Raw genomic sequence first — 21,584 nt, 5'->3', positions numbered from 1 at the left:
GCGCGCGCGCTCACTCGGCATCTTCGGCGTGCACGACGCCACACTCGACGGCAAAGCGGTAAAGCTCGATATCGCTGGTGAGCGCGAGCTTCTTCATGGCCGCGCATTTCTGCGCGCTGATGGTCTTGACGCTGCGCCCGAGCAATCTGGCGATCTCGGTGACGCCCAGCCCGGTGGCGTAATGCGACAGCACTTCGTATTCACGTCGTGACAGCACCTGATGCACGTGCGCGCGCCGCTCCTCGCGCGCGGCCTTGTCGAGCAGGTCGCGCACCGACGGCCCCACGTATTGTTCCTGCGCGAGCGCCGAGGCGATGGCGACGGGTATCAGATCAATGCGATCGCGCTTGCTGAGCAAGCCGCCGATGTCGAGTTCGAGCGCGCGGCGCAACACCTTGGCGTCGTCGTCCATGGTGAGTACGACAACAGGCTTGTCCACATGCTCGCGCCGGAACGCGCTGATCGCTTCATGGCCCTCCTCGCAGCCGTCGCCCGGCATGTGCAGGTCCATCACGACAAGGTCGAAGTCGTGCCGCGTCGCCATGTCGAAAAGCTGAGCCACGGTCTGCGCGCGCGCCACGATACGCATGTTGGGCTGCGCGGCGATCAGATTGTCGAGCGCAAAGAGCACGAGGGGATGATCGTCCGCGATGAGCAGCTTCAGCGGCTGCGCCTGTTGCGTGGCATCGGCCCCTGACGGCTCGGGCGCGTTGCGCGCAGCGCTCTCGTGTCTCAACACCGAGGAGAGATGCGCCGGCCATACACGGGGCTGGAAAACGGACGTCGTATTCATAGCAGACCGTGAGCCCGGACGAAGGCGAACAGGCCCGCGTCGTTGCTCACGCCGAGCTTCGCCATGGCGTCGCGTTTCTGGCGGCTCACCGTACGCACGTCGCGCTCAAGCAAACGGGCGATTTCGGTAATCGTGCGGCCGCGCACAAATTGACGGATGACTTCCGATTCACGCGGCGAAAGGCGGGGTTCGCGCGTGCTATCGGTGCGCTCGGTGCCTGCCGCCGCCAGTTCTTCGAGAATCGAGCGGCTTACGTAGCGCAGTCCGTTTCCTGCGCCGCGCACCGCCGCGAGCAGTTCGTCCATGGGCTCGCTTTTGCGGATGAGCGCCGTTACGCCTGTATTCATGACGGCGCGCAGGATGGCTGCATTGGCAATGCTCGTCAGCACCACGATGCGCAGTTGCGGCCAGTCGCGCCGCAGACGCCGCACGAGGTTCAGCCCGTCTTCAGGCGCTCCCGGCTCGCTGGGCATGGTGAGATCGGTGAGCACGATGTCGCACGCGACTTTTTCGAGTGTGTGAAAAAGAGCGCGCGGGCCGGAGGCCTCGCCCACGACGTGAATGTCGCCGGCCGCCTCAAGCGCGGAACGCACACCGAGTAATACGAATGGGTGATCGTCGGCAAGGACGACTCTGAGCTTCAAGGTGGCTCTCTCTCGATGTAGTAGGGGTATCGGATCGGCCGACGCGTGCCCGAACCTTCATCTGGCCGCGTCATTTTCTTCGTCGCGCGATTCGCAACGTTTCTGAAAGCACCATCTGAACATTGATTAAAGATTGCCAGAATAAGAAATATCCGAATCATGAATAGTAAATAACATTTAAATGTCTATTTTTTATGCTAAATAAGTGGATTTAATTCGCACAATTCTCAATTTTAAAATCACACTTTTAAGAACTTTATCTAGCCGGATTCAAACTGCGGCGCTATTGCCTGACCGAGGCCGCGAGGACCGTACTGCTGGCGCGATCGCGTCATCAGCATGAGGGCGGTGAACACGAGGCTGCGCAAATGCGGGCCATGCGAGCGCCGCACATGCGGCGGCACCCAGCCAGACGGCGGGCCAACCCGCGACCCCAAGCAGCATCGGAATGGCGGACGGCGCCAGCCAGAAGGCGACGAACGCCCCCGTGTTCCCCATGGCGAGTGCGCTGCCCACACGGCCGTGGCCCGCGAGCGTCGCGAGTTCGGTGTAGGCCACGCCATGCCACGCCGACGCGGCGACGCCGCCTGCCACCAGCAACACGGATAGCGCGATCAGCGAAAGTGCAGGCAAGCCCGGCTGGGCATGCACTGCTTGCGCGCACCACGCCGTCGTCGCGGCCAGCACAGCGAAAAGCACGACGGTGAGCGCCGCACAGGCGCGCAGATACGCGTTGCGGTTTCCGCGCCGGTCGGTCCATCGGCCGCTCCACACACGCATGACTGCCGCGCCGATCTGCACCGATGCGAGCACCACGCCTGCCGCCGCACTGGCCGCATGGCCGAAATCGTGGAGGAACACGCTTGCGAACGTGATCACCGCGACCTGCGGAATGCACAGTGCCGCGATGCCGCCGGCCATGCGCCAGACCTGGGCGCGCAACAATGGCGAGCGCGCCGGCGCCGTGACCGCGGGCGTTTCAGACGCCGTGTTTGCCTGCGGGACGATATCGGGCTCGCGCACCCAGATAATCGTGAGGAATGCCGATATAAAACACATCGCCGCGAGCGTGCCGTACACCCACATGAATCCCGCATGGGCCGCGAGCGCCGGCAGCAGCAGCGCGCCGATGCCCGCTCCCGCGGGAACCGCCGTCTGCCGGATGCTCATCGCAAGTCCACGCTCCTTTGGCCCGAACCAGGCCATCACGGCGCGTCCGCTCGAACCGTTGACGCTGCCGCCCAGCAGCCCGATGGCGAGAAATCCCGCCACCAGCGCATGCGGCCCAGGCACATGGGCAGCGGACGGCACGCCCCACACCGCCATCGCGATGAGCGCTGCCATCGTCGATGCAAGCCCGAGCAGCAGCACGCGCCGGTCGCCCCAACGATCCGTCAGCAGTCCCCAAGGCAACTCGCTCAGCACAATCCCGAGCCCGAGCATGCCGAGCACAAAGCCCAGTTCTCCCGTGCCGATGCCATACGAGGGGCGCAGCCACACCGCCGTCGCCGGTATCCCGGAAAACGCGGCCGCAAAACTCGCATTGGCCGCGACGCCAACGCTCAAGACCTTCCAGCGATGCGACGCGGGGCCGCCGTTCGTGTTTTGTTTCGCGCGTGCTGTCGTGTGTTCGATTACGTGCTCCATTTCCGCCTCCAGAAATGCATTGACTGCGGCCATGCTAAGGGCGCACCATCTATCGGAAAAGCGGAAATATCCAAACGATGTGATCGGATTTTCCGAAACATTGAACGCAATACGAACGCCATCGACATGAACGCTCGCGGTCTCGATCTCGCGCAGTTGCGCACTTTCCTCGCCGTGACGGAAGCAGGCAGCGTATCGGGCGCTGCGGAGCGGGTATTTCTTTCGCAGTCCTCGGTCAGCGAGCAACTGAAGAAGCTCGAAGATCGCATCGGCCAGCCGCTATTCGTGCGCAGCAAACAAGGCGTTGCCGCTACACCCGCGGGCGCGAAGCTCGTCGAGCACGCGCGCCGCATCGTGGCGATGTGCGACGCCGCGTTCGACGACATGCTCGGGCGCTCGCTCGACGGCGAACTGCGCCTGGCCATCACCGATTACTACCGGCCGCACGACGTGGCCGCCATCATCCGGCGCTTTGCGAGCCAGCATCCGCGTCTGCGCCTGCACGTGACCGTGCTGCCGAGCGCCGTAATCGAGGCGAGCGCGCAGGACAATGTGTTCGATATCGGTGTGTCGCTACGTATGGTCGATGCGCCGTCGCGGCGTGCATCGTCGCGCGCCGATCATGCGAGTGGCGAAAGCACGGTCATCCGGCGCGAGAAGCTGCTCTGGGTCGGCGCGCGCGAGACGCTGCGCGAACATGCGTCGCTCGCGCCGCCGTGGCCATTGGTGCTGCTGCCGTCGACATGCCAGTTGCAGCGCTACGTCGTAAAGCTGCTCGAACGCGCGCGCATGCCGTATCTGATTTCGCATTCGGCGTCGGGTGTCGCCGGGCTGCAACTGGCGCTCAAGGCGGGGCTGGGGATTTCGTGTCTGAACGAATCGGCGATCGGCGATGGCGTGGAAGCCTGCCCCGCTTCGTTCGGGCTGCCGCCGTTGCCGGCGGCGGAGTTTCATCTGCTGCCGGGACGGCCCGGCGAAAGCGCGCAGGTGAGCCATGCGCGCGAAGCGCTCGCGGCCCTGCTCGGTTAGGGCCCGCGAAGCGCCGCGAAAACGTCGGGAAAATCCGCCGGGAAAACCTCGGAAAGCGTCAGTCCTGCGCGCGCACCAGATCGGCGAAACGCAGCAGATCGACATTGCCGCCCGAAATCACGATGCCCACGCGCTTGCCGCGCACATCCACCTTGCGTTGCAGCACCGCCGCCGCCGCGAGACAGCCGGTCGGCTCGACCACCAGCTTCATGCGGCTCGCGAAGAACTTCATCGTCTCGACGAGTTCCGCGTCGCTCACCGTGACGATCTCCTGCACACGCTCGCGGATCACCGCGAAGGTGTAGTTGCCGAGATGCTGCGTCTGCGCGCCATCGGCGATCGTTTTAGGCGTGTCGATGTGGACGATCTCGCCCTTCTGGAAACTCTGCTGGCCGTCGTTGCCGGCCGCCGGTTCCACGCCGATCACCGTGCAGCGCGGCGCAAGCGCATGCGCCACCGTCGCGCAACCCGACAGCAGCCCGCCACCGCCGAGCGGCGTGAGCAGCACGTCGAGATCGCCAGCCTCCTCGAACAGTTCCTTGGCCGCCGTGCCCTGCCCTGCCATCACGTGCGGATGGTCGTAAGGCGGAATCAGCGTAAGGCCGCGCTCTTCGGCGAGCCGCTTGCCGAGCGCTTCGCGGTCTTCGGTGTAGCGGTCGTAAAACACGACTTCGCCGCCGTAGCCGCGCGTCGCCTCGACCTTCACCGAGGGCGCATCGTGCGGCATCACGATCACAGCCTTCACGCCGAGCAGTTGCGCCGACAGCGCGATCGCCTGCGCGTGATTGCCCGACGAGAACGTGATCACGCCGCCCTTCTTTTGCTCCGGCGTGAATTGCGCGATGGCGTTATATGCGCCGCGAAACTTGAACGCGCCCATGCGCTGGAAGTTCTCGCACTTGAAGAACAGTTCCGCGCCCGTGAGCGCGTTCGCGGTGCGCGAAGTCATCACGGGTGTACGGTGCGCAACGCCGCGAATGCGCTCGTGGGCGGCGGCGACGTCTTCGAAGGTGATCGGCAAGGTGCTCATGGTCGATGCTCGCTGGGCAGGTAGGAATAGACGGTCGGGCGCGCCACGCCGAGCGTGCGCGCGACTTCGGCAAGCGCGTGGCGCAGGTTCAGGTGGCCGCTTTCGGCGAGTTCGCGCACGGCTTCGCGGCGCTGCGCGAGCGTCATGCCGATGGGCGTGGTGTTGCGCGCGGCGGCAAAGCGTTCGAGCGCGGCGCGGATGGTGTCGCGGGCCTCGCCGCTCGTATGCGGCGCAAGCGTTTCGGCGACTGGCGAGGCCGCGCCGGTCTGCATCAGCTGGCCGAGACCCGCCGTGACCGCACCGAGCAGCGACACGTCCATGTTCAGGCAGATGGCCGCGACGCATTCGCCCGCGCTGTTCTTCAGGCCGATGGACGTGCTCTTGACCGGACGGCCATCCGGAAAACGATTCGGATAGTTGGCGACGACGTCGGGAAAGCCGGGGTCCGCGATGCGGGCGAGGCCCATTTCGGTCGCGGCGTCGCCGATCTGACGGCCCGACAGATTGTTCGCAATGGCGACGACCGATTGCTCGGGCGTGGTGAGATCATGCAGCAGGACTTCGACGAGCGGCGCCAGCGTCTGGCCGAGCGCCTCGACGATCTTGCGACCCTCGCGCAGGAGGAGCTGGTTTTCGTGCTGGATTTCAGCGGATCTGGCTGGCTTCGTCATGAATGACATTTTGACGGTTTACGACAAAATGTCAAATCACTTCGACAAAGCGTTTATTTGCCGAGCCAGCGCCGGAAGAAAGCGATGGCGAGCGCGAACGCGCTAACGCGCGAAGAAGATGCCGAAGCGGGAATCTGCTGCAAGCGGGTGAGATCGATAAGCGGGCTGGGACTCATGGCTGGACTCCGGAACGGCGCAGCGATGTGCCGCGCATCAAGGAGAGTCAGCTTAGAGATCGCGCTCGCGCGGCTGAATCGGAGGAATACGAAAAGCGGGCGAGCAACGAAAAACGCCCTTGCAGCGGCATGCTGCAAGGGCGTTCTGAGTACGGTACTGCTCAGCGCGACGTTTAGAACGGAATATCGTCGTCCATTTCGTCGAAGCCGCCGCCAGCCGGCGCGCTCGGACGGCCACCGCCGCTTGCGCCGCCGCCGCTCGAACGCGGCGCGCCGCCGCCCATGTTGCCGCCCGAAGCACGGCCACCGCCGCGCGGCGCCGACGACTGCTGGCTGTAGCCGCCGTCATCGCCCATATCCGCGTCTGCCGATGCACCGCCGCCGCTGCGGCCGCCCAGCATCTGCATCTGATCCGCGACGATTTCCGTCGAGTAACGGTCCGTGCCGTCCTGCGCCTGCCACTTGCGCGTGCGGATGCGGCCTTCGATATACACCGACGAACCTTTCTTCAGGTATTGCGAGACGATCTCGGCCAGACGGCCGAAGAACGCCACGCGGTGCCATTCGGTCATTTCCTTGAACTCGCCGGACGCCTTGTCCTTATAGCGGTCGGTCGTCGCGAGGCGGATGTTCGCCACGGCGTCGCCGCTCGGCAGATAGCGCACTTCCGGCTCGGCGCCGAGGTTGCCGACGAGGATCACCTTGTTCACGGATGCCATGAAATTCTCCTGTTGATTCAGTATCGAAAAGCGGCCGCGCGCTCATGGCCGTCATTGTGCGACTGCCGGGCGCGAATCGCTTTTCGCGAAATAGGTTGCTGAGAGTGTTGTTGCACGGCGCACCGCCTGGCGCACCGTTGCTTCGATACATTCGAGCCAGCGAGGCTTATGCCTGCTTATGCCTGTTTAGCCTCAGCCCGCTTGGGCGGGGCCTTCATGTTGGCCGCGATTATAAGCCAGCACGCCACCAGCCCCGAGCAGGTGTAAAACACCGCGCTCGCGCCGTCGTGCTTGAGCATCCAGCCGCCCACCACGCCGCCCAGCGCAAGGCCGATCGACTGCGTCGTGTTGTACACGCCGGTGGCCGCGCCCTTGCGCGTGCCGGGCGCGAGCTTCGACACCAGCGAAGGCTGCGACGCTTCCAGAATATTGAAGCCGAGGAAGTACACGAACAGCACGCCCGCCACGATTGCAATGGTATGCGCAAGCGAGCCGAGCAGAAGCTGGCCGATCAGGATAAGCCCAATGGCCGATACCACGACTGCCTTCATCTTGCCCTTCTTCTCTGCCGCGATGATGGCCGGCACCATCAGCACAAAAGACAGGCCCATCACCGGCAGATAAATCTTCCAGTGCGCGGCGACTGGCAAGCCCGCATCCACCAGCAGGCGCGGCACGACCAGGAACAGCGCGGTCTGTGTGGCATGCAGCACCAGCACGCCGAAGTTCAGGCGCAGCAGCTCCACGTTGTGGAGGACTTCGGAGAACGGCGCGCGCACATGCACGGGGCGGGGCGCATCGGGCACCACCCACAGCACCACGCCCACCGCGACGATCGAGAACACGCCCACCAGCGTGAACAGGCCGCTCATGCCGACCCAGTGGAACACCACCGGTGCGCCCACGATCGCCACCGCGAAGGACAGGCCGATCGAGCCGCCCACCATCGCCATGGCCTTGGTGCGGTTCTGCTCCGAGGTCAGATCGGCGATGAAGGCCAGCACGGCGGACGACACCGCGCCCATGCCCTGGATCACCCGCCCGACGATAATCCACGTCATATCGTGCGCGCCCGCCGCGACGAAGCTGCCGATCGCGAAGATCACGAGACCGGCGGCGATCACGGGTTTGCGCCCGATCTTGTCGGAGATCCAGCCGTAGAAGATGTACAGAAGGGACTGTGTGACGCCGTACGCGCCTAGCGCGATGCCGACTAGCAGCACGTTGTCGCCGCCGGGAATGGTTTTCGCGTAAACCGAAAACACCGGCATGATCATGAACAGGCCCAGCATGCGCAGCGCGAAGATCGCGGCAAGCGACACGGTCGCGCGCACTTCGGGCGCGCTCATGCGTGAAGAGGTAGCGGGTGAGTTGGAGGACATCGGAGCGTTTTGTGATTAGGCCGCCGTGCCCACCGGTCATGCGGTCATGCGCGCCGTGGACGCCGACCGTGGCCCGGCGCGCAGGCCTGGGTCGCATGCAAGATCTGTCGATTCGCTTGCAGGGCCCGCGTACGATGCGTCAGGCGCACGTCAGGACCCTTTCAAAGACCGTCAGGAAGCCGTAACGGCGGTCTGGAAAAGTCGTTATAGTAGCAGGTTTAGCCTCCCTTTCTCCCGCAGGTTCATGGAACAGATCCGTATCCGTGGGGCCCGAACCCACAACCTCAAGAACGTCAATCTGGACCTGCCGCGCCACAAGCTCGTGGTGATTACCGGGCTGTCGGGCTCGGGCAAGTCCTCGCTGGCCTTCGACACGCTCTACGCGGAAGGCCAGCGCCGTTACGTGGAAAGCCTCTCGGCCTACGCGCGCCAGTTCCTGCAGCTGATGGAAAAGCCCGATGTCGACCTGATCGAGGGTCTGTCACCGGCTATCTCCATCGAGCAGAAAGCCACCTCGCACAACCCGCGATCGACGGTCGGCACGGTCACCGAAATTCACGACTACCTGCGACTTCTTTACGCACGTGTGGGCACGCCTTACTGCCCGGATCACGAGATTCCGCTGGAGTCGCAAAGCGTCTCGCAGATGGTCGACGCCGCGCTCGCGCTGCCGGAAGAAACCCGGCTGATGATCCTCGCGCCCGTGATCGTGGACCGCAAGGGCGAGCACGCCGAACTCTTCGACGATATGCAGGCGCAGGGTTTCGTGCGCTTTCGCGTGCGTTCGGGCGGCGGCACGGCCAATGAAGGCGAGGCGAAGATCTACGAGGTGGAGTCGCTGCCCAAGCTCAAGAAGAGCGAGCGCCACACCATCGACGTGGTGGTGGACCGCCTGAAAGTGCGCCCGGACATGAAGCAGCGCCTCGCGGAATCGTTCGAGACCGCGCTGCGTCTGGCCGAAGGCCGCGCCGTCGCGCTCGAAATGGACACGAACAAGGAGCATCTGTTCAGCTCGAAGTTCGCCTGCCCGATCTGCTCGTATTCGCTGCCGGAGCTGGAGCCGCGCCTCTTCTCGTTCAACAACCCGATGGGCGCGTGCCCGGAGTGCGACGGCCTGGGCCAGATCACCTTCTTCGATCCGAAGCGGGTGGTCGCGCATCCGTCGCTGTCGCTCGCGGCGGGCGCGGTCAAGGGCTGGGACCGCCGCAACCAGTTCTACTTCCAGATGCTGCAAAGCCTGGCGGTGTTCTACGACTTCGACATCGACACCGCCTTCGAAGACCTGCCGGAGAAGGTGCGCAAGATCCTCCTGTACGGCTCGGGCAAGCAGGAAATCCCGTTCTCGTACATCAACGAGCGCGGGCGGACTTCGGTGCGCGAGCACGTGTTCGAAGGGATCATTCCGAACCTGGAGCGCCGCTATCGCGAAACCGATTCGTCCGCGGTGCGCGAAGAACTCTCGAAATACCAGAACAATCAGGCCTGCCCGCACTGCGAAGGCACGCGTCTGCGCCGCGAAGCGCGTTTCGTGCGCATCGGCATGAACGAGGACGCGCGCGCCATCTATGAGGTGAGCGGCTGGCCGCTGCGCGACTCGCTCGGCTACTTCCAGACGCTGCGCCTCGAAGGCGCCAAGCGCGAGATCGCCGATAAAGTGGTCAAGGAAATCGTCGCGCGGCTGATGTTCCTGAATAACGTCGGGCTCGATTACCTGTCGCTCGACCGCAGCGCCGAAACGCTCTCGGGCGGCGAGGCGCAGCGTATTCGTCTGGCATCGCAGATCGGCTCGGGGCTCACGGGCGTGATGTACGTGCTCGACGAGCCGTCGATCGGCCTGCATCAGCGCGACAACGACCGCCTGATTTCCACGCTCAAGCATCTGCGCGACCTCGGCAATTCGGTGATCGTCGTGGAGCACGACGAAGACATGATCCGCATGGCCGACTATGTGGTCGACATGGGACCGGGCGCGGGCGAGCACGGCGGCATGGTGATTTCCGAAGGCACGCCCAAGCACGTGGAGAACGATCCGGCTTCGATGACGGGCCAGTATCTGTCGGGCGCGCGCCGTATCGACTATCCGGACGAGCGTATGGAGCCGGGCGAGCGCCGCCTGCGCATCGTCGAGGCTTACGGCAACAATCTCAAGCACGTCACGCTCGACCTGCCGGTCGGCCTGTTGACCTGCGTAACGGGCGTGTCGGGCTCGGGCAAGTCGACGCTCATCAACGACACGCTTTACCACGCGATCTCGCAGCATCTGTACGGATCGTCGGCGGAACCGGCGCCGTTCGAGGCCATCGAGGGGATGGAGCATTTCGACAAGGTCATCAACGTCGATCAATCGCCGATCGGCCGCACGCCGCGCTCGAATCCGGCCACCTACACGGGCCTCTTCACGCCGATCCGCGAGCTGTTCGCGGGCGTGCCGGCGGCCAAGGAACGCGGCTATGAGTCGGGCCGCTTCTCGTTCAACGTCAAGGGCGGCCGCTGCGAAAGCTGCCAGGGCGACGGCGTGCTGAAAGTGGAAATGCACTTTCTGCCGGATGTCTACGTGCCTTGCGACGTCTGCCACGGCAAGCGCTACAACCGCGAGACGCTGGAAATCCAGTACAAGGGCCGGAACATCAGCGAAGTGCTCGATATGACGGTGGAAACCGCCTACGAGTTCTTCAAGGCGGTGCCGGTCGTCGCGCGCAAGCTCAAAACCTTGCTGGACGTGGGTTTGGGCTATATCCGCCTGGGCCAGTCGGCCACTACGCTCTCGGGCGGCGAGGCGCAGCGCGTGAAGCTGTCGCTGGAACTTTCCAAGCGCGACACCGGCCGCACGCTCTACATCCTCGACGAGCCGACCACCGGTCTGCACTTCCACGATATCGCGCTGCTGCTCGAAGTGATTCATCGGCTACGAGATCAGGGCAATACGGTCGTGATCATCGAGCATAATCTCGATGTAATCAAAACGGCAGACTGGGTCATCGACATGGGTCCCGAAGGCGGCGCGGGCGGCGGCCAGATCGTGGCTCAAGGCACGCCCGAGCAGGTGGCGAAATCGAAGGCCAGCTTCACGGGCCGCTATCTTGCGCCGCTGCTCAAGCGCTCGGGCGGCAAGGTGGCGGCGCTCGATACGGCTTCGGGCACCTAGTCAGGCAAACAAGCAGCGCAGATTTGCGATAAAGCTGCGCACACAACGGAACGGGGGCCGCGCGCCCCCAAGGGTCTGGGGACGGAATACACGCAACATGGCCAAGCGCAACGAAGCGACCGACACGGCGGACGACAAGCAGCAGGTGCGCGACCTGCGGCCCCGGCCCGTCCGGCTCACGAGCGATATGAGCCTGCCGAAGCTGTCGGCGGTGGAGATCGGCAGCTACCTGGCCGCGATTGGCGGGATGTGGGCGGTGCTGCATCTGAACCTGCTCGGCGCCCTGCTCGCGGGCATGCTCGTCTATCAGCTCGTGCACACTATTTCTCCGCTGATCGAACGGCGCATGTCGAGCAGCCGGGCGCGCTGGCTTTCGGTGGTGCTGGTATCGATCGTGATAGTCGGCGTGCTCACGGGCCTCACGGTAGGCGTGATCGAACAGTTCGAGAACGACGTGCCGAGCGTGCAGAAAGTCATGTCGCAGATGATGAACTTCGTCGATCAGGCGCGCGGTCGCATTCCCGACGCCATCGCCTCCTATCTGCCGGTGGACGTCGCGCAGATGAAGCTCAAGGCGCTCGCGCTGATGCACGAGCACGCCACCCAGCTGGGCCAGGGCGGCAAGAACGCGGCGCGCATCCTGGGGCATATCGTGATCGGCATGATCATCGGCGCGATCATCGCGATTGGCGCGCAGAAGAACGCCACGCGGCTGCCGTTGTCGACGGCGTTTGTCGCGCGGGTTTCCCGATTCGCGGACGCGTTCCGCCGCATCGTGTTCGCGCAGGTGAAGATTTCGGCGATCAACACGGTGTTCACGGGGCTGTTCCTGCTGCTGGTGCTGCCGGTGGTGCACGCACCGCTGCCGCTCGCGAAGATGCTGGTGGTGGTGACCTTCGTGGTGGGCCTGCTGCCGGTAATCGGCAATCTGATCTCGAACACGCTGATCGTGGCGATCGCGCTGACGGTCAGCCTGCCGGCGGCGGTGACGGCGCTGGCGTTTCTGATCGTGATCCACAAGCTCGAATACTTCCTGAACGCACGCATCGTGGGCGGCCAGATCGAGGCGCGCACGTGGGAATTGCTGATGGCGATGCTGGTGATGGAAGCCGCATTCGGCATCCAGGGCGTGATCGCCGCGCCGATTTTCTATGCGTATATCAAGCGCGAGCTGATTTATTTGCGGCTGGTTTGAAGGCGGCACTTCGCAGCAACGCGCACCATGAAAAATGGCCCCTTTGGGGGCCATTTTCGTTACTCCGCAGGGAAATCGCAGCTCAACGGAAAACCACCGTCTTATGGCCGTTGAGCAGAATGCGGTGCTCCACATGCCACTTCACCGCACGCGCGAGCGTCACGCACTCCACGTCGCGGCCGATCGCCGTGAGTTGCTCCGGCGTCATATTGTGGTCCACGCGCTCGACTTCCTGCTCGATGATCGGGCCTTCGTCCAGATCCGACGTCACATAGTGCGCCGTCGCGCCAATCAGCTTCACGCCGCGGTCGAACGCCTGGTAATACGGCTTCGCGCCCTTGAAGCTCGGCAGGAACGAGTGGTGAATGTTGATCGCGCGGCCTTCCAGCGCATTGCACAGTTGCGGCGACAGAATCTGCATGTAGCGCGCGAGCACCACCAGATCGGCACGTTCGTTGTTGATCACTTCGAGCACGCGCGCTTCCTGCGCGGCCTTGTCGGCCGCCGTGCCGCCGAGCAGCGGGAAGTGATGGAACGGAATGTTGTAGCTCGCCGCCAGCTGATAGAAGTCCTTGTGATTCGAGATGATCGCCGGGATTTCAATCGGCAACTGGCCGGTGCGGTAGCGGAACAGCAGGTCGTTCAGGCAGTGGCCGATCTTGGAAACCATGATGACCACGCGCGGCTTCACGTTCGCGTCCTGCAGTTCCCAGCGCATGCCGAACTCGTCGGCGAGCGGTGCAAACGCCGCGCGCAGGCCGTCGAGGCCCGGGTCGCCGCCCACTTGCTGGAAATGCACGCGCATGAAGAATTCGCTCGTGTGGCTGTCGCCGAACTGGGCCGAATCGAGAATGTTGCTGCCGCGCTCGAACAGAAAACCCGACACGGCATGCACGATGCCCGGCCGGTCGGCGCACGACAGGTTGAGAATGAAGCTGTGATCGGTCGACATGACCTTGGTAACTCCCGTCATTTCTTTGTGATTCAAAAGGGCTTTAGCGAGTAAAAAATCCAACGCCCTTTCACAGCGTCGGTGGTTCGAAGATCGCGGCGATACCCTCGCACGCGTCTTCGTCGATCCATTGGCGGCGCAGCATCAGATCGAGCGTCGCGAGACTCGCGTCGACCGTCATGCGGCCTTCCTCGATCCAGCGCGCGGTTTCTTCGATGCGCGCGAGGCGGTGCTCGCCCACTTCGCCGTCCTGATTGTGCGGCACGAAATCTTCGGGCAACACGAGGTCGTAGACGAAGATCTGCTCGGCCTGGGTGCCTTCGGGCAGCGACTGCAGCACATGCACGGTGCGACCCGGCGTGGCGCGCGCGGCCAGTTCGGCGGCAATGCCCGCCTCTTCCCAGCATTCCTTCGCAAGCGTCGCTTCAACGCCCAGGCCCCAGCCGATGCCGCCCGCCACGACGTTGTCGAGCATGCCGGGATCGGTGGCCTTGGTGTCGCTGCGGCGCGCGATCCACAATTGCGGCGCTGTCGGCACCGTCGGCGCAGCCGTGGCCGCATATTCTACGACGCCGTTCAGATGCACCGCGTAGGTCATGGTGCCGAAGAAGCGCGAGGCGGCGCGTTCGATATAGGCGAGCGGCGGCGCATCGAAGCTGTTGCGGATCGCGTAGGTCTCGTTGCGCCAGCCCGGAATGCGGCCCTCGGCGGCCAGCGCGCCGATCACCGATCCCAGCGCCGCGCTGCGCGCCGTAACGTTGTCGAACTCAGCGCCAAGTGCGACACGCGCATCCGGCCCGGCATCGACGATGGTGAAGACATCAGGCCAGCGCGCCAGCAGCGGCGCATCGGCGCGGCGAATCCAGCCCACGCGCTGGTCGCCGAAGTAAAAGGGCAAATGCGCGGCGGCGTCGAAGCGGCGCGCGTCAATGATGCAAGGCAGGCTCATCGGGTCATCCGGTAGTCGTTCGGCAGGATCAGTCGCGCAGTGCAATGCGCATGCCGATGGCGATGAAGGTCAGGCCCGCGAGGCGGTCGAGCCACACGCCCGCGCGCGGACGGCGCTTGAGCCAGCCGCCGATGGTGCCCGCGCATAGACCGAAAATCGAAAACACCACCACCGTTTGCAGCATGAAGACCACACCCAGTTCGAGCATCTGCAGCGTGACGCTTTGAGCGCCGCTTTGTGCACCATGCGTATCGACAAACTGCGGCAGGAACACCACGAAGAACAGCGTCACCTTCGGGTTCATCACGTTGCCGAGCACGCTCTGGCGAAAAATCGTCGAAAGCGGCTGACGCGGACGGTCGCCCGCGGAAGCCAGCCCCTGGCTGCGCAACGCCTTCACGCCAATCCAGATCAGGTACGCCGCGCCCGCGAGCTTGAGAATCTGGAACGCCAGCGGCGACGAACGCAGCAGTGCGGCGATACCCAACGCGGCCAGCGTGGTGTGGAAGGTCACCCCCGCGGCAAAGCCAAGCGCGGAGACCAGCCCGGCCGCGCGCCCCTGCGAGATGCCGCGCGCGAGCACCTGGAGGTTATCCGGACCGGGCGCAAAGGTAATGGCGAGCGAAGTCGCGAGAAAAAGCGCGAAATTGGGCATGGCCTCAGGGTCTCCGTGGGATCAATGTCCGCCGAACGAGGTGATGGTGTAGAGCGGCAGGCCCGATTCGGTGAGCAGCTTCGAGCCGCCCAGTTCCGGCAGGTCGATGATCGCCGCGCCTTCCACCACCGTCGCGCCCAGGCGTTCGAGCAGGCGCTTGCCCGCGAGCATGGTGCCGCCCGTGGCGATCAGATCGTCGACGATCACGACGCGCTCGCCCTGGCTGACGGCGTCCTCGTGAATCTCGACGGTCGATTCGCCGTATTCGAGCTTGTAGGTCTCCGAGACCGTCTTGTACGGCAGCTTGCCGATCTTGCGGATCGGCACGAAGCCCACGTTCAGCTCATAGGCGACGATCGGCCCGATGATGAAGCCGCGCGCGTCCAGACCTGCGATGCGGTCGAGCTTCATGCCCACGTAACGCTCGACGAGCAGGTCGATCAGCACGCGCAGGCCCTTGGGGTCGCCGATGAGCGGCGTGATGTCGCGGAACTGCACTCCCGGCTGAGGCCAGTCGGGCACCGTGCGGATCAGGCTGTTTACGAACTGCGCAGGATCGACGCTCGCGTTCGCAGGTGCGTTGGACATGATTTCTCCGGGTAGTAACCAGTAACAGATAGAAAGAAGCGGGTCGATTAACGGGGCGGGACCCTGTATCGCCAGCGGCGCTCAGGCCGCAGCACCCGCCTTGCGATGGCGGGACAGACGTTCCTCGGCCAGCGCGAGCTGCTCGGGCAGGCCGCGCAGCACGACGATGTCGGCTTCGCGCAGCTTCGTCGACGGGTCCGGCTCCACGCCGCGAATGCCGTGGCGGCGGATCGCCGTGACTTCCACGCCGAGGTCCACGAGGCCCAGATCGGCCAGCGTGCGGCCCACGGCGTCGGCGCGCGGATCGACCGGTACGGATTGTAGCCGCACCTGCTCGTGACCGTCCTCGCCCGCATCGTCGGTGCCGTGGAAGTAGCCGCGCAGCAGGCTGTAACGCTCGTCGCGCAGCTCTTCCACGCGGCGCACCACGCGGCGCATCGGCACGCCCATCAGCACCAGCATGTGCGAGGCCAGCATCAGGCTGCCTTCGACGATTTCCGGAATCACCTCGGTTGCACCCGCAGCGAGCAGACGTTCGAGATCGGCGTCGTCGACGGTGCGCACGATTACCGGCAGCGTGGGCTCCAGTTCGTGGATGTGATGCAGCACGCGAAACGCCGACTGCGTGTTCGCATAAGTAATAGCCACCGCCGCCGCGCGGTGAATGCCCGCCGCGACCAGCGACTCGCGCCGCGCCGCATCGCCGAACACCACCGATTCGCCCGCCGCCGCCGCCGCCGCGACACGATCCGGGTCCAGGTCGAGCGCCACATACGAGAGCCCTTCGTATTCGAGCATGCGCGCCAGGTTCTGCCCCGCGCGGCCATAGCCGCAGACGATCACGTGGCCGCTCTGCTTGAGGCTTTGCGTGGCGATGCGCGTCATCATCAGCGACTGCTGCATCCATTCTGTGGAGGACAGGCGCAGCACGATGCGATCGGCGTTCTGGATCAGGAACGGCGCGGCCAGCATCGACAGCAGCATCGCCGCGAGAATCGCCTGCAGCAGCGTGGGATCGACCAGATGTTTGTCGAGAATGAGGTTCAGCAGCACGAAGCCGAATTCGCCCGCCTGCGCGAGACCGAGGCCCGTGCGCATCGACACGCCCGGCGACGCGCCGAAGAGCCGCGTGATCGCCGTGATCAGCACGGCCTTGAGCACGATCGGCGCGATCAGGAACGCGGCCACCATCAGCGGATGCTGCCAGATCACATGCGGATTCAGCAGCATGCCCGTGGTCACAAAGAACAGGCCCAGCAGCACGTCGCGAAACGGCTTGATGTCCTCTTCCACCTGATGCTTGTAAGGCGTTTCGGCGATCAACATGCCGGCGATAAACGCGCCCAGCGCGAGCGACAGGCCGAATTTATCGGTGATAAAGGCCGCGCCCAGCGTCACCAGCAGCACGTTCAGCACGAACAGCTCCTGCGAGCGGCGGCGCGCGACCACGTTGAACCAGCGCGTCATGAACTTCTGGCCGACGAACAGCAGAATGCCCAAAGCCAGCACGATCTTGATCGCCGCCATGCCAAGCGATTCGATCAGCGACTCCGACGAGCCGCCAAACGCCGCAATCACGATCAGGAGCGGCACCACGGCCAGATCCTGGAACAGCAGCACGCCGAGAATATTGCGGCCATGCTCCGATTCGATCTCCAGCCGCTCCGCCAGCATCTTGCTGACGATGGCGGTGGACGACATCGCCAGCGCTCCGCCCAGCGCCACGCAGGCCTGCCAGGTGATATGCACCCACGGCGAGAGCGCCAGCCCCACCAGCAGCGCCACCGCGATCGACCCCATGACCTGCGAGAGCCCCAGCCCGAACACGGCGCGCCGCATCGCGCGCAGCTTGGAGAGCGAAAACTCCAGCCCGATCGAGAACATCAGGAACACCACGCCGAATTCCGCCAGGTTCTGTGCGCCGTGCGTGTCCGGGACGATGCCGAGCGCGCGCGGCCCGACCAGAATCCCGACCGTCAGATAGCCCAGCATCGGCGGCAGATTCAGGTAACGGAACAGCACGACGCCCACCACCGAAGCGAGCAGCAGGAACAACGTCATTTCCAGCGGTGAAATCATCGTGCGAAGCGTCCTCGTTCTTATGGGTTGCCGAAAGTACGCCTGAACCAGCACGTAGCCGACGGTGAAAACTCTGCCCGCGCCGGTCGGGTCCATGATCGGCGCAAACGATGCGAATTGGGAAGTGCTGCGAGGGTCAAGCCGGGGAATGCCGGTGGCGCCTAGCGCCGCCGGCAAGGGGCCACGCCGCCGGCAAGGGGCGCTGGGAGCGCAGGCGCGGCGCGCATACGCCTTTGCTATACTCCCCGGATGATAGCGAAAATCAATGGCGACCGGGCGCTGACGCTCGCTCGCGACGTGCTCGACATCGAAGCTGACGCCGTGCGCGGGCTTCGCGACCGGCTGGACGACAACTTCGTCAGCGCGGTCGATCTCATCCTCAGTTGCCGTGGACGCGTGGTCGTTTCCGGCATCGGCAAATCGGGCCATATTGCCCGCAAGCTCGCGGCCACGCTGGCCTCCACGGGCACGCCCGCTTTCTTCGTGCATCCCGCCGAAGCGAGCCACGGCGACCTCGGCATGGTGACGGCGGACGACGTCTTTATTGGCCTGTCCAACTCCGGCGAATCCGAAGAACTCGTGGCGATCCTGCCGCTCGTCAAGCGCATCGGCGCGAAGATGATCGGCATGACGGGCGACCGCCCGCAATCGACGCTCGGCAAGCTGTGCGACGTCCATCTGAACGCCGGCGTCGAAAAGGAAGCCTGCCCGCTCAATCTCGCGCCCACCGCCAGCACCACGGCGGCGCTCGCGCTGTCAGACGCGCTTGCGGTGGCGGTGCTCGACGCGCGCGGCTTTGGCGCCGACGACTTCGCGCGCTCGCATCCGGGCGGCGCGCTCGGCCGGCGCCTGCTCACCTATGTGCGCGACGTGATGCGCACCGGCGAAGCGATCCCGCAGGTACGCGACAACGCCTCGGTGCGCGACGCCCTCTTCCAGCTCACCGCCAAGCGCATGGGCATGACGGCGATCGTCAACGCCGAGCGCCACGTCGCCGGCATCTTCACCGACGGCGACCTGCGCCGCGTGCTGGAGCGCGTGGGCGATTTCCGCGATCTGCCGATCAGCGAAGTCATGACCCGCGGCCCGCGCACGATCGGTCCCGATCAACTTGCCGTGGAAGCGGTGGAACTGATGGAGCGCCATCGCATCAATCAGATGCTGGTGGTGGACGCCGAAGGCGTACTCATCGGCGCACTCAATATGCACGACCTGTTCTCCAAGAAGGTGATCTGATGGCGGCTTCCGAGCTGGATGCGAAGACGCGCGCGGCACGCGTGCGACTGATGATTTTCGACGTCGATGGCGTGCTCACCGACGGCGGCCTGCTGTTTACCGGCGCGGGCGACACCATGAAGGACTTCAACTCGCTCGACGGCCACGGCGCGAAGCTGCTGCGCGAAGCGGGCATCGACACGGCCATCATCACCGGGCGCAAGTCCGAGATCGTCGCCGTGCGCGCGAAGGAACTGCGCATCACGCATCTGTATCAGGGCGTGGAAGACAAGCGCGTCGCGTTCCAGCAACTGCTCGCCGAGACCGGCGTCACGGCTGAAGAATGCGGCTACATGGGCGACGACTGGCCCGACCTCGCGGTGATGCTCCAGTGCGGCTTTGGCGCAGCACCGGCCAACGCGCACACCGAAGTGCTGGCGCGCGCCCATTGGGTCACCGACCGCACCGGCGGCCACGGCGCCGTGCGCGAAGTCACCGACCTGATCCTGCGCGCCCAGGGGCACTATGACGCGATGCTCGCCGCAGCCTGTTCGGCGCAATCGCCGGACGCCGGGGCGCACCGATGAACCAGAAGTTCCGCCTCACCTCGCTGATCCCGGTGCTGTGCGTCGCATTGCTCGCCGGTTTCACGTGGTGGCTGTTCCAGGCCGTCAAGCCGCACGAGAACGAGGCTGCGCCGCGTCCGCTCACGCATTCGCCCGATTACTTCGCCGACAACTTCTCGGTCTCCGAACTCGACCAGTCGGGCGCGACGCAGTACCGCCTGACCGCCACCCACATGGTGCACTACGAGGACGACCAGGATAGCGACCTCACGATGCCCGCGGTGCGCGCGTTCCAGCCCGGCAAGCCGACGGTCACGGCCACCGGCAAGCGCGGCACGGTCAATTCGGACGCCTCGATCGTTAATCTGTACGACAACGCCCGCATCCTGCGCGCCGCCGGCTATGGCGACCCCGAGATGCAGGCTGATTCCGAGCATTTCCGCGTGCTGGTGAACGACGATGTGATCCTGACCGAAAAGCCGGTTAAACTTCGTCGCGGCCTGTCGGTCATGACGGCCACCAACGGCATGAACTACAACAACGTCACCCGGGTGATCCAGCTCTACGGCAACGTCCGCGGCGCGATCGCTCCGGCTGATTCCGGCGGCTCGTCCTGATCCCCGGGCCGTCCACGCAAGGCATGATTGCATGAACGAATCGCTTCCCCGTCTCTTGTCCGGTTTGCCGCGCGCCGAGCGCTGGCGCCGCGCCGCGTTCGCCACGCTGGGCGCGCTCGCCCTCGCGCTTCCGCTCGCGGGCTTCGCGCCGGCCGCGCACGCCGAACGCGCCGACAAGGACAAACCGCTCAACATCGAAGCGGACAACATGACGTATGACGACCTCAAGCAGCAGACCATCTTCACCGGTCACGTGGTCGCCACCAAGGGCACGATCCTGATCAAGGCCGACAAGCTCGTCGTCACCCAGGATCCTCAGGGTTACCAGTACGCCACCGGCACGGTCGCGCCGGGCACGCCGGACGCCAACCTTGCCTACTTCCGCCAGAAGCGCGAGGGTATCGACGAATACGTCGACGGCACGGCCGAGCGCATCGACTACGACGGCAAGCAGGACCTCACCACGCTCACGACGCGCGCCACGGTGCGCCGCCTGCAAGGCCTGTCCACGGTGATGGATCAGGTGCATGGCAGCGTCGTGACCTATGACGGCCAGAACGACTTCTACACCGCGAAGTCGGGTACGGACGTCGCGGGCCCGGGCAATCCGAAGGGCCGTGTGCGCGCCATGCTGTCGCCGCGCAACGGCGGCGTGCAGCCGCTCACGGGCGCTTCGGCTACGCTTGCGCCCTCCACGAAGCTTCAGGAAGCGCCGCAACAGTGAACATCGCCACCGCCTCCCCCATCCATCAGCGCCCGTCCGCGGGCAAGACGAGCTCGCTCGTCGTGCGCAACCTCAAGAAGCGCTATGGCTCGCGCACGGTGGTCAAGGACGTCTCGCTCGACGTGAAAAGCGGCGAAGTGGTCGGTCTGCTCGGCCCCAACGGCGCGGGCAAGACCACCTCGTTCTACATGATCGTGGGTCTCGTGCCGCTCGACGCGGGCGAGATCGATCTCGACGGCCAGTCGATCAGTCTGCTGCCGATCCACAAGCGCGCGGCGCTTGGCTTGTCGTACCTGCCGCAGGAAGCGTCGGTGTTCCGCAAGCTCACCGTCGAAGAGAACATCCGCGCGGTGCTCGAACTGCAAGTGGACGAGAACGGCAAGCGCCTGTCGAAAGACGTCATCACGACGCGCGCCGAAGCGCTGCTCGACGAACTGCAGATTGCGCATCTGCGTGAAAATCCGGCGCTCTCGCTGTCGGGCGGCGAGCGCCGCCGTGTGGAAATCGCACGCGCACTGGCCACCGACCCGAGCTTCATTCTGCTCGACGAGCCGTTCGCGGGCGTGGACCCGATCGCCGTGCTCGAAATCCAGAAGATCGTGAAGTTCCTGAAGCAGCGCAACATCGGCGTGCTGATTACGGACCACAACGTGCGCGAAACGCTCGGCATCTGCGATCACGCCTACATCATCAGTGACGGCACCGTGCTGGCTGCCGGCGCGCCTGGTGAAATCATCGAAAACGAAAGCGTGCGCCGCGTCTATCTCGGCGAACACTTCCGCATGTAACACCGCTAGTACGCCGATCG

Annotated in this window: 21 protein-coding genes; 8 read left to right on the top strand and 13 right to left on the bottom strand. The window is 64.8% G+C overall.

The window, feature by feature from the left end:
• Nucleotides 1-10 precede the first annotated feature (10 nt).
• The 3 genes from F3J17_RS29015 to F3J17_RS29005 form a co-directional block, all read right to left on the bottom strand.
• The gene (locus tag F3J17_RS29015; RefSeq protein ID WP_167067451.1) at nt 11-793 is read right to left on the bottom strand and encodes a response regulator transcription factor; all 783 of its coding nucleotides are present in this window, start codon (nt 791-793) and stop codon (nt 11-13) included.
• Nucleotides 790-1,437, bottom strand: a complete 648-nt coding sequence (locus tag F3J17_RS29010) for a response regulator transcription factor (RefSeq protein ID WP_167067448.1) — start codon at nt 1,435-1,437, stop codon at nt 790-792. The genes F3J17_RS29015 and F3J17_RS29010 overlap by 4 nt, the downstream gene beginning before the upstream one ends.
• Before the next feature lie 270 nt (nt 1,438-1,707).
• Nucleotides 1,708-3,084, bottom strand: a complete 1,377-nt coding sequence (locus F3J17_RS29005) for an MFS transporter (RefSeq protein ID WP_167067576.1) — start codon at nt 3,082-3,084, stop codon at nt 1,708-1,710.
• Between the two features lie 126 nt (nt 3,085-3,210).
• Between F3J17_RS29005 and F3J17_RS29000 the strand changes: the two genes are divergently transcribed.
• Nucleotides 3,211-4,113, top strand: coding sequence for a LysR family transcriptional regulator (locus F3J17_RS29000; protein WP_167067445.1), 903 nt, complete (start codon nt 3,211-3,213; stop codon nt 4,111-4,113).
• Between the two features lie 58 nt (nt 4,114-4,171).
• Here the strand turns inward: F3J17_RS29000 and F3J17_RS28995 are convergent, their stop codons facing one another.
• The 5 genes from F3J17_RS28995 to F3J17_RS28980 form a co-directional block, all read right to left on the bottom strand.
• The gene (locus F3J17_RS28995) at nt 4,172-5,143 is read right to left on the bottom strand and encodes a threo-3-hydroxy-L-aspartate ammonia-lyase (RefSeq protein ID WP_167067442.1); all 972 of its coding nucleotides are present in this window, start codon (nt 5,141-5,143) and stop codon (nt 4,172-4,174) included.
• Nucleotides 5,140-5,814, bottom strand: coding sequence for a PAS domain-containing protein (locus tag F3J17_RS28990; protein ID WP_167067439.1), 675 nt, complete (start codon nt 5,812-5,814; stop codon nt 5,140-5,142). Before F3J17_RS28990 ends, F3J17_RS28995 begins: the two co-directional genes overlap by 4 nt.
• A gap of 53 nt (nt 5,815-5,867) precedes the next feature.
• Nucleotides 5,868-5,990, bottom strand: coding sequence for a hypothetical protein (locus tag F3J17_RS36505; RefSeq protein WP_275692931.1), 123 nt, complete (start codon nt 5,988-5,990; stop codon nt 5,868-5,870).
• Nucleotides 5,991-6,163: 173 nt separating this feature from the next.
• Entirely contained in the window at nt 6,164-6,709 is a 546-nt protein-coding gene (locus F3J17_RS28985) for a single-stranded DNA-binding protein (RefSeq protein WP_167067436.1), read from the bottom strand.
• 176 nt (nt 6,710-6,885) lie between these two features.
• On the bottom strand, nt 6,886-8,058 hold the full coding sequence (locus F3J17_RS28980; RefSeq protein ID WP_167067573.1) for an MFS transporter: 1,173 nt from the start codon (nt 8,056-8,058) through the stop codon (nt 6,886-6,888).
• A 277-nt stretch (nt 8,059-8,335) separates the two neighbouring features.
• Between F3J17_RS28980 and uvrA the strand changes: the two genes are divergently transcribed.
• Nucleotides 8,336-11,236 carry an excinuclease ABC subunit UvrA gene (gene uvrA, locus F3J17_RS28975; protein WP_167067433.1) on the top strand — a complete coding sequence of 967 codons (2,901 nt, stop codon included), beginning with the start codon at nt 8,336-8,338 and terminating at the stop codon, nt 11,234-11,236.
• Nucleotides 11,237-11,333: 97 nt separating this feature from the next.
• Nucleotides 11,334-12,431: an AI-2E family transporter gene (locus F3J17_RS28970; RefSeq protein WP_167067430.1), complete on the top strand. Its 1,098-nt coding sequence runs from the start codon at nt 11,334-11,336 to the stop codon at nt 12,429-12,431.
• A gap of 82 nt (nt 12,432-12,513) precedes the next feature.
• On the opposite strand, the gene purU is transcribed toward F3J17_RS28970, so the two are convergent.
• From purU to F3J17_RS28945, 5 genes are all read right to left on the bottom strand, one after another.
• Nucleotides 12,514-13,383, bottom strand: a complete 870-nt coding sequence (gene purU / locus F3J17_RS28965) for a formyltetrahydrofolate deformylase (RefSeq protein ID WP_167067427.1) — start codon at nt 13,381-13,383, stop codon at nt 12,514-12,516.
• A gap of 70 nt (nt 13,384-13,453) precedes the next feature.
• Nucleotides 13,454-14,332, bottom strand: a complete 879-nt coding sequence (locus tag F3J17_RS28960) for an NUDIX hydrolase family protein (RefSeq protein ID WP_167067424.1) — start codon at nt 14,330-14,332, stop codon at nt 13,454-13,456.
• A gap of 28 nt (nt 14,333-14,360) precedes the next feature.
• On the bottom strand, nt 14,361-14,987 hold the full coding sequence (locus F3J17_RS28955) for a LysE family translocator (protein WP_167067421.1): 627 nt from the start codon (nt 14,985-14,987) through the stop codon (nt 14,361-14,363).
• A 21-nt stretch (nt 14,988-15,008) separates the two neighbouring features.
• Nucleotides 15,009-15,575 (bottom strand): adenine phosphoribosyltransferase, encoded by a 567-nt coding sequence (locus F3J17_RS28950; RefSeq protein WP_167067418.1) that lies wholly within the window; start codon nt 15,573-15,575, stop codon nt 15,009-15,011.
• An 81-nt stretch (nt 15,576-15,656) separates the two neighbouring features.
• Nucleotides 15,657-17,654, bottom strand: a complete 1,998-nt coding sequence (locus tag F3J17_RS28945) for a cation:proton antiporter (RefSeq protein WP_167067415.1) — start codon at nt 17,652-17,654, stop codon at nt 15,657-15,659.
• A 249-nt stretch (nt 17,655-17,903) separates the two neighbouring features.
• On the opposite strand from F3J17_RS28945, the gene kdsD reads away from it, so the two are divergent.
• From kdsD to lptB, 5 genes are read left to right on the top strand one after another with little or no spacing between them, the layout of a single operon-like run.
• Nucleotides 17,904-18,890, top strand: coding sequence for an arabinose 5-phosphate isomerase KdsD (gene kdsD / locus F3J17_RS28940; RefSeq protein ID WP_167067412.1), 987 nt, complete (start codon nt 17,904-17,906; stop codon nt 18,888-18,890).
• On the top strand, nt 18,890-19,456 hold the full coding sequence (locus F3J17_RS28935; protein WP_167067409.1) for an HAD family hydrolase: 567 nt from the start codon (nt 18,890-18,892) through the stop codon (nt 19,454-19,456). The genes kdsD and F3J17_RS28935 overlap by 1 nt, the downstream gene beginning before the upstream one ends.
• Complete coding sequence (gene lptC, locus F3J17_RS28930; RefSeq protein ID WP_167067407.1) at nt 19,453-20,052, top strand: LPS export ABC transporter periplasmic protein LptC; 600 nt, start codon at nt 19,453-19,455, stop codon at nt 20,050-20,052. Before F3J17_RS28935 ends, lptC begins: the two co-directional genes overlap by 4 nt.
• Nucleotides 20,053-20,083: 31 nt before the next feature.
• Complete coding sequence (gene lptA, locus F3J17_RS28925) at nt 20,084-20,776, top strand: lipopolysaccharide transport periplasmic protein LptA (RefSeq protein WP_167067404.1); 693 nt, start codon at nt 20,084-20,086, stop codon at nt 20,774-20,776.
• Between the two features lie 20 nt (nt 20,777-20,796).
• Nucleotides 20,797-21,564 (top strand): LPS export ABC transporter ATP-binding protein, encoded by a 768-nt coding sequence (gene lptB / locus F3J17_RS28920; protein ID WP_167067570.1) that lies wholly within the window; start codon nt 20,797-20,799, stop codon nt 21,562-21,564.
• Nucleotides 21,565-21,584 lie beyond the last annotated feature (20 nt).

It is taken from the genome of Burkholderia sp. Ax-1719 (assembly GCF_011753055.1).
Taxonomy (GTDB): domain Bacteria; phylum Pseudomonadota; class Gammaproteobacteria; order Burkholderiales; family Burkholderiaceae; genus Paraburkholderia.
The sequence above is the reverse complement of the archived record's forward strand: the minus strand, read 5'-3'. Positions and strand labels throughout refer to the sequence as shown.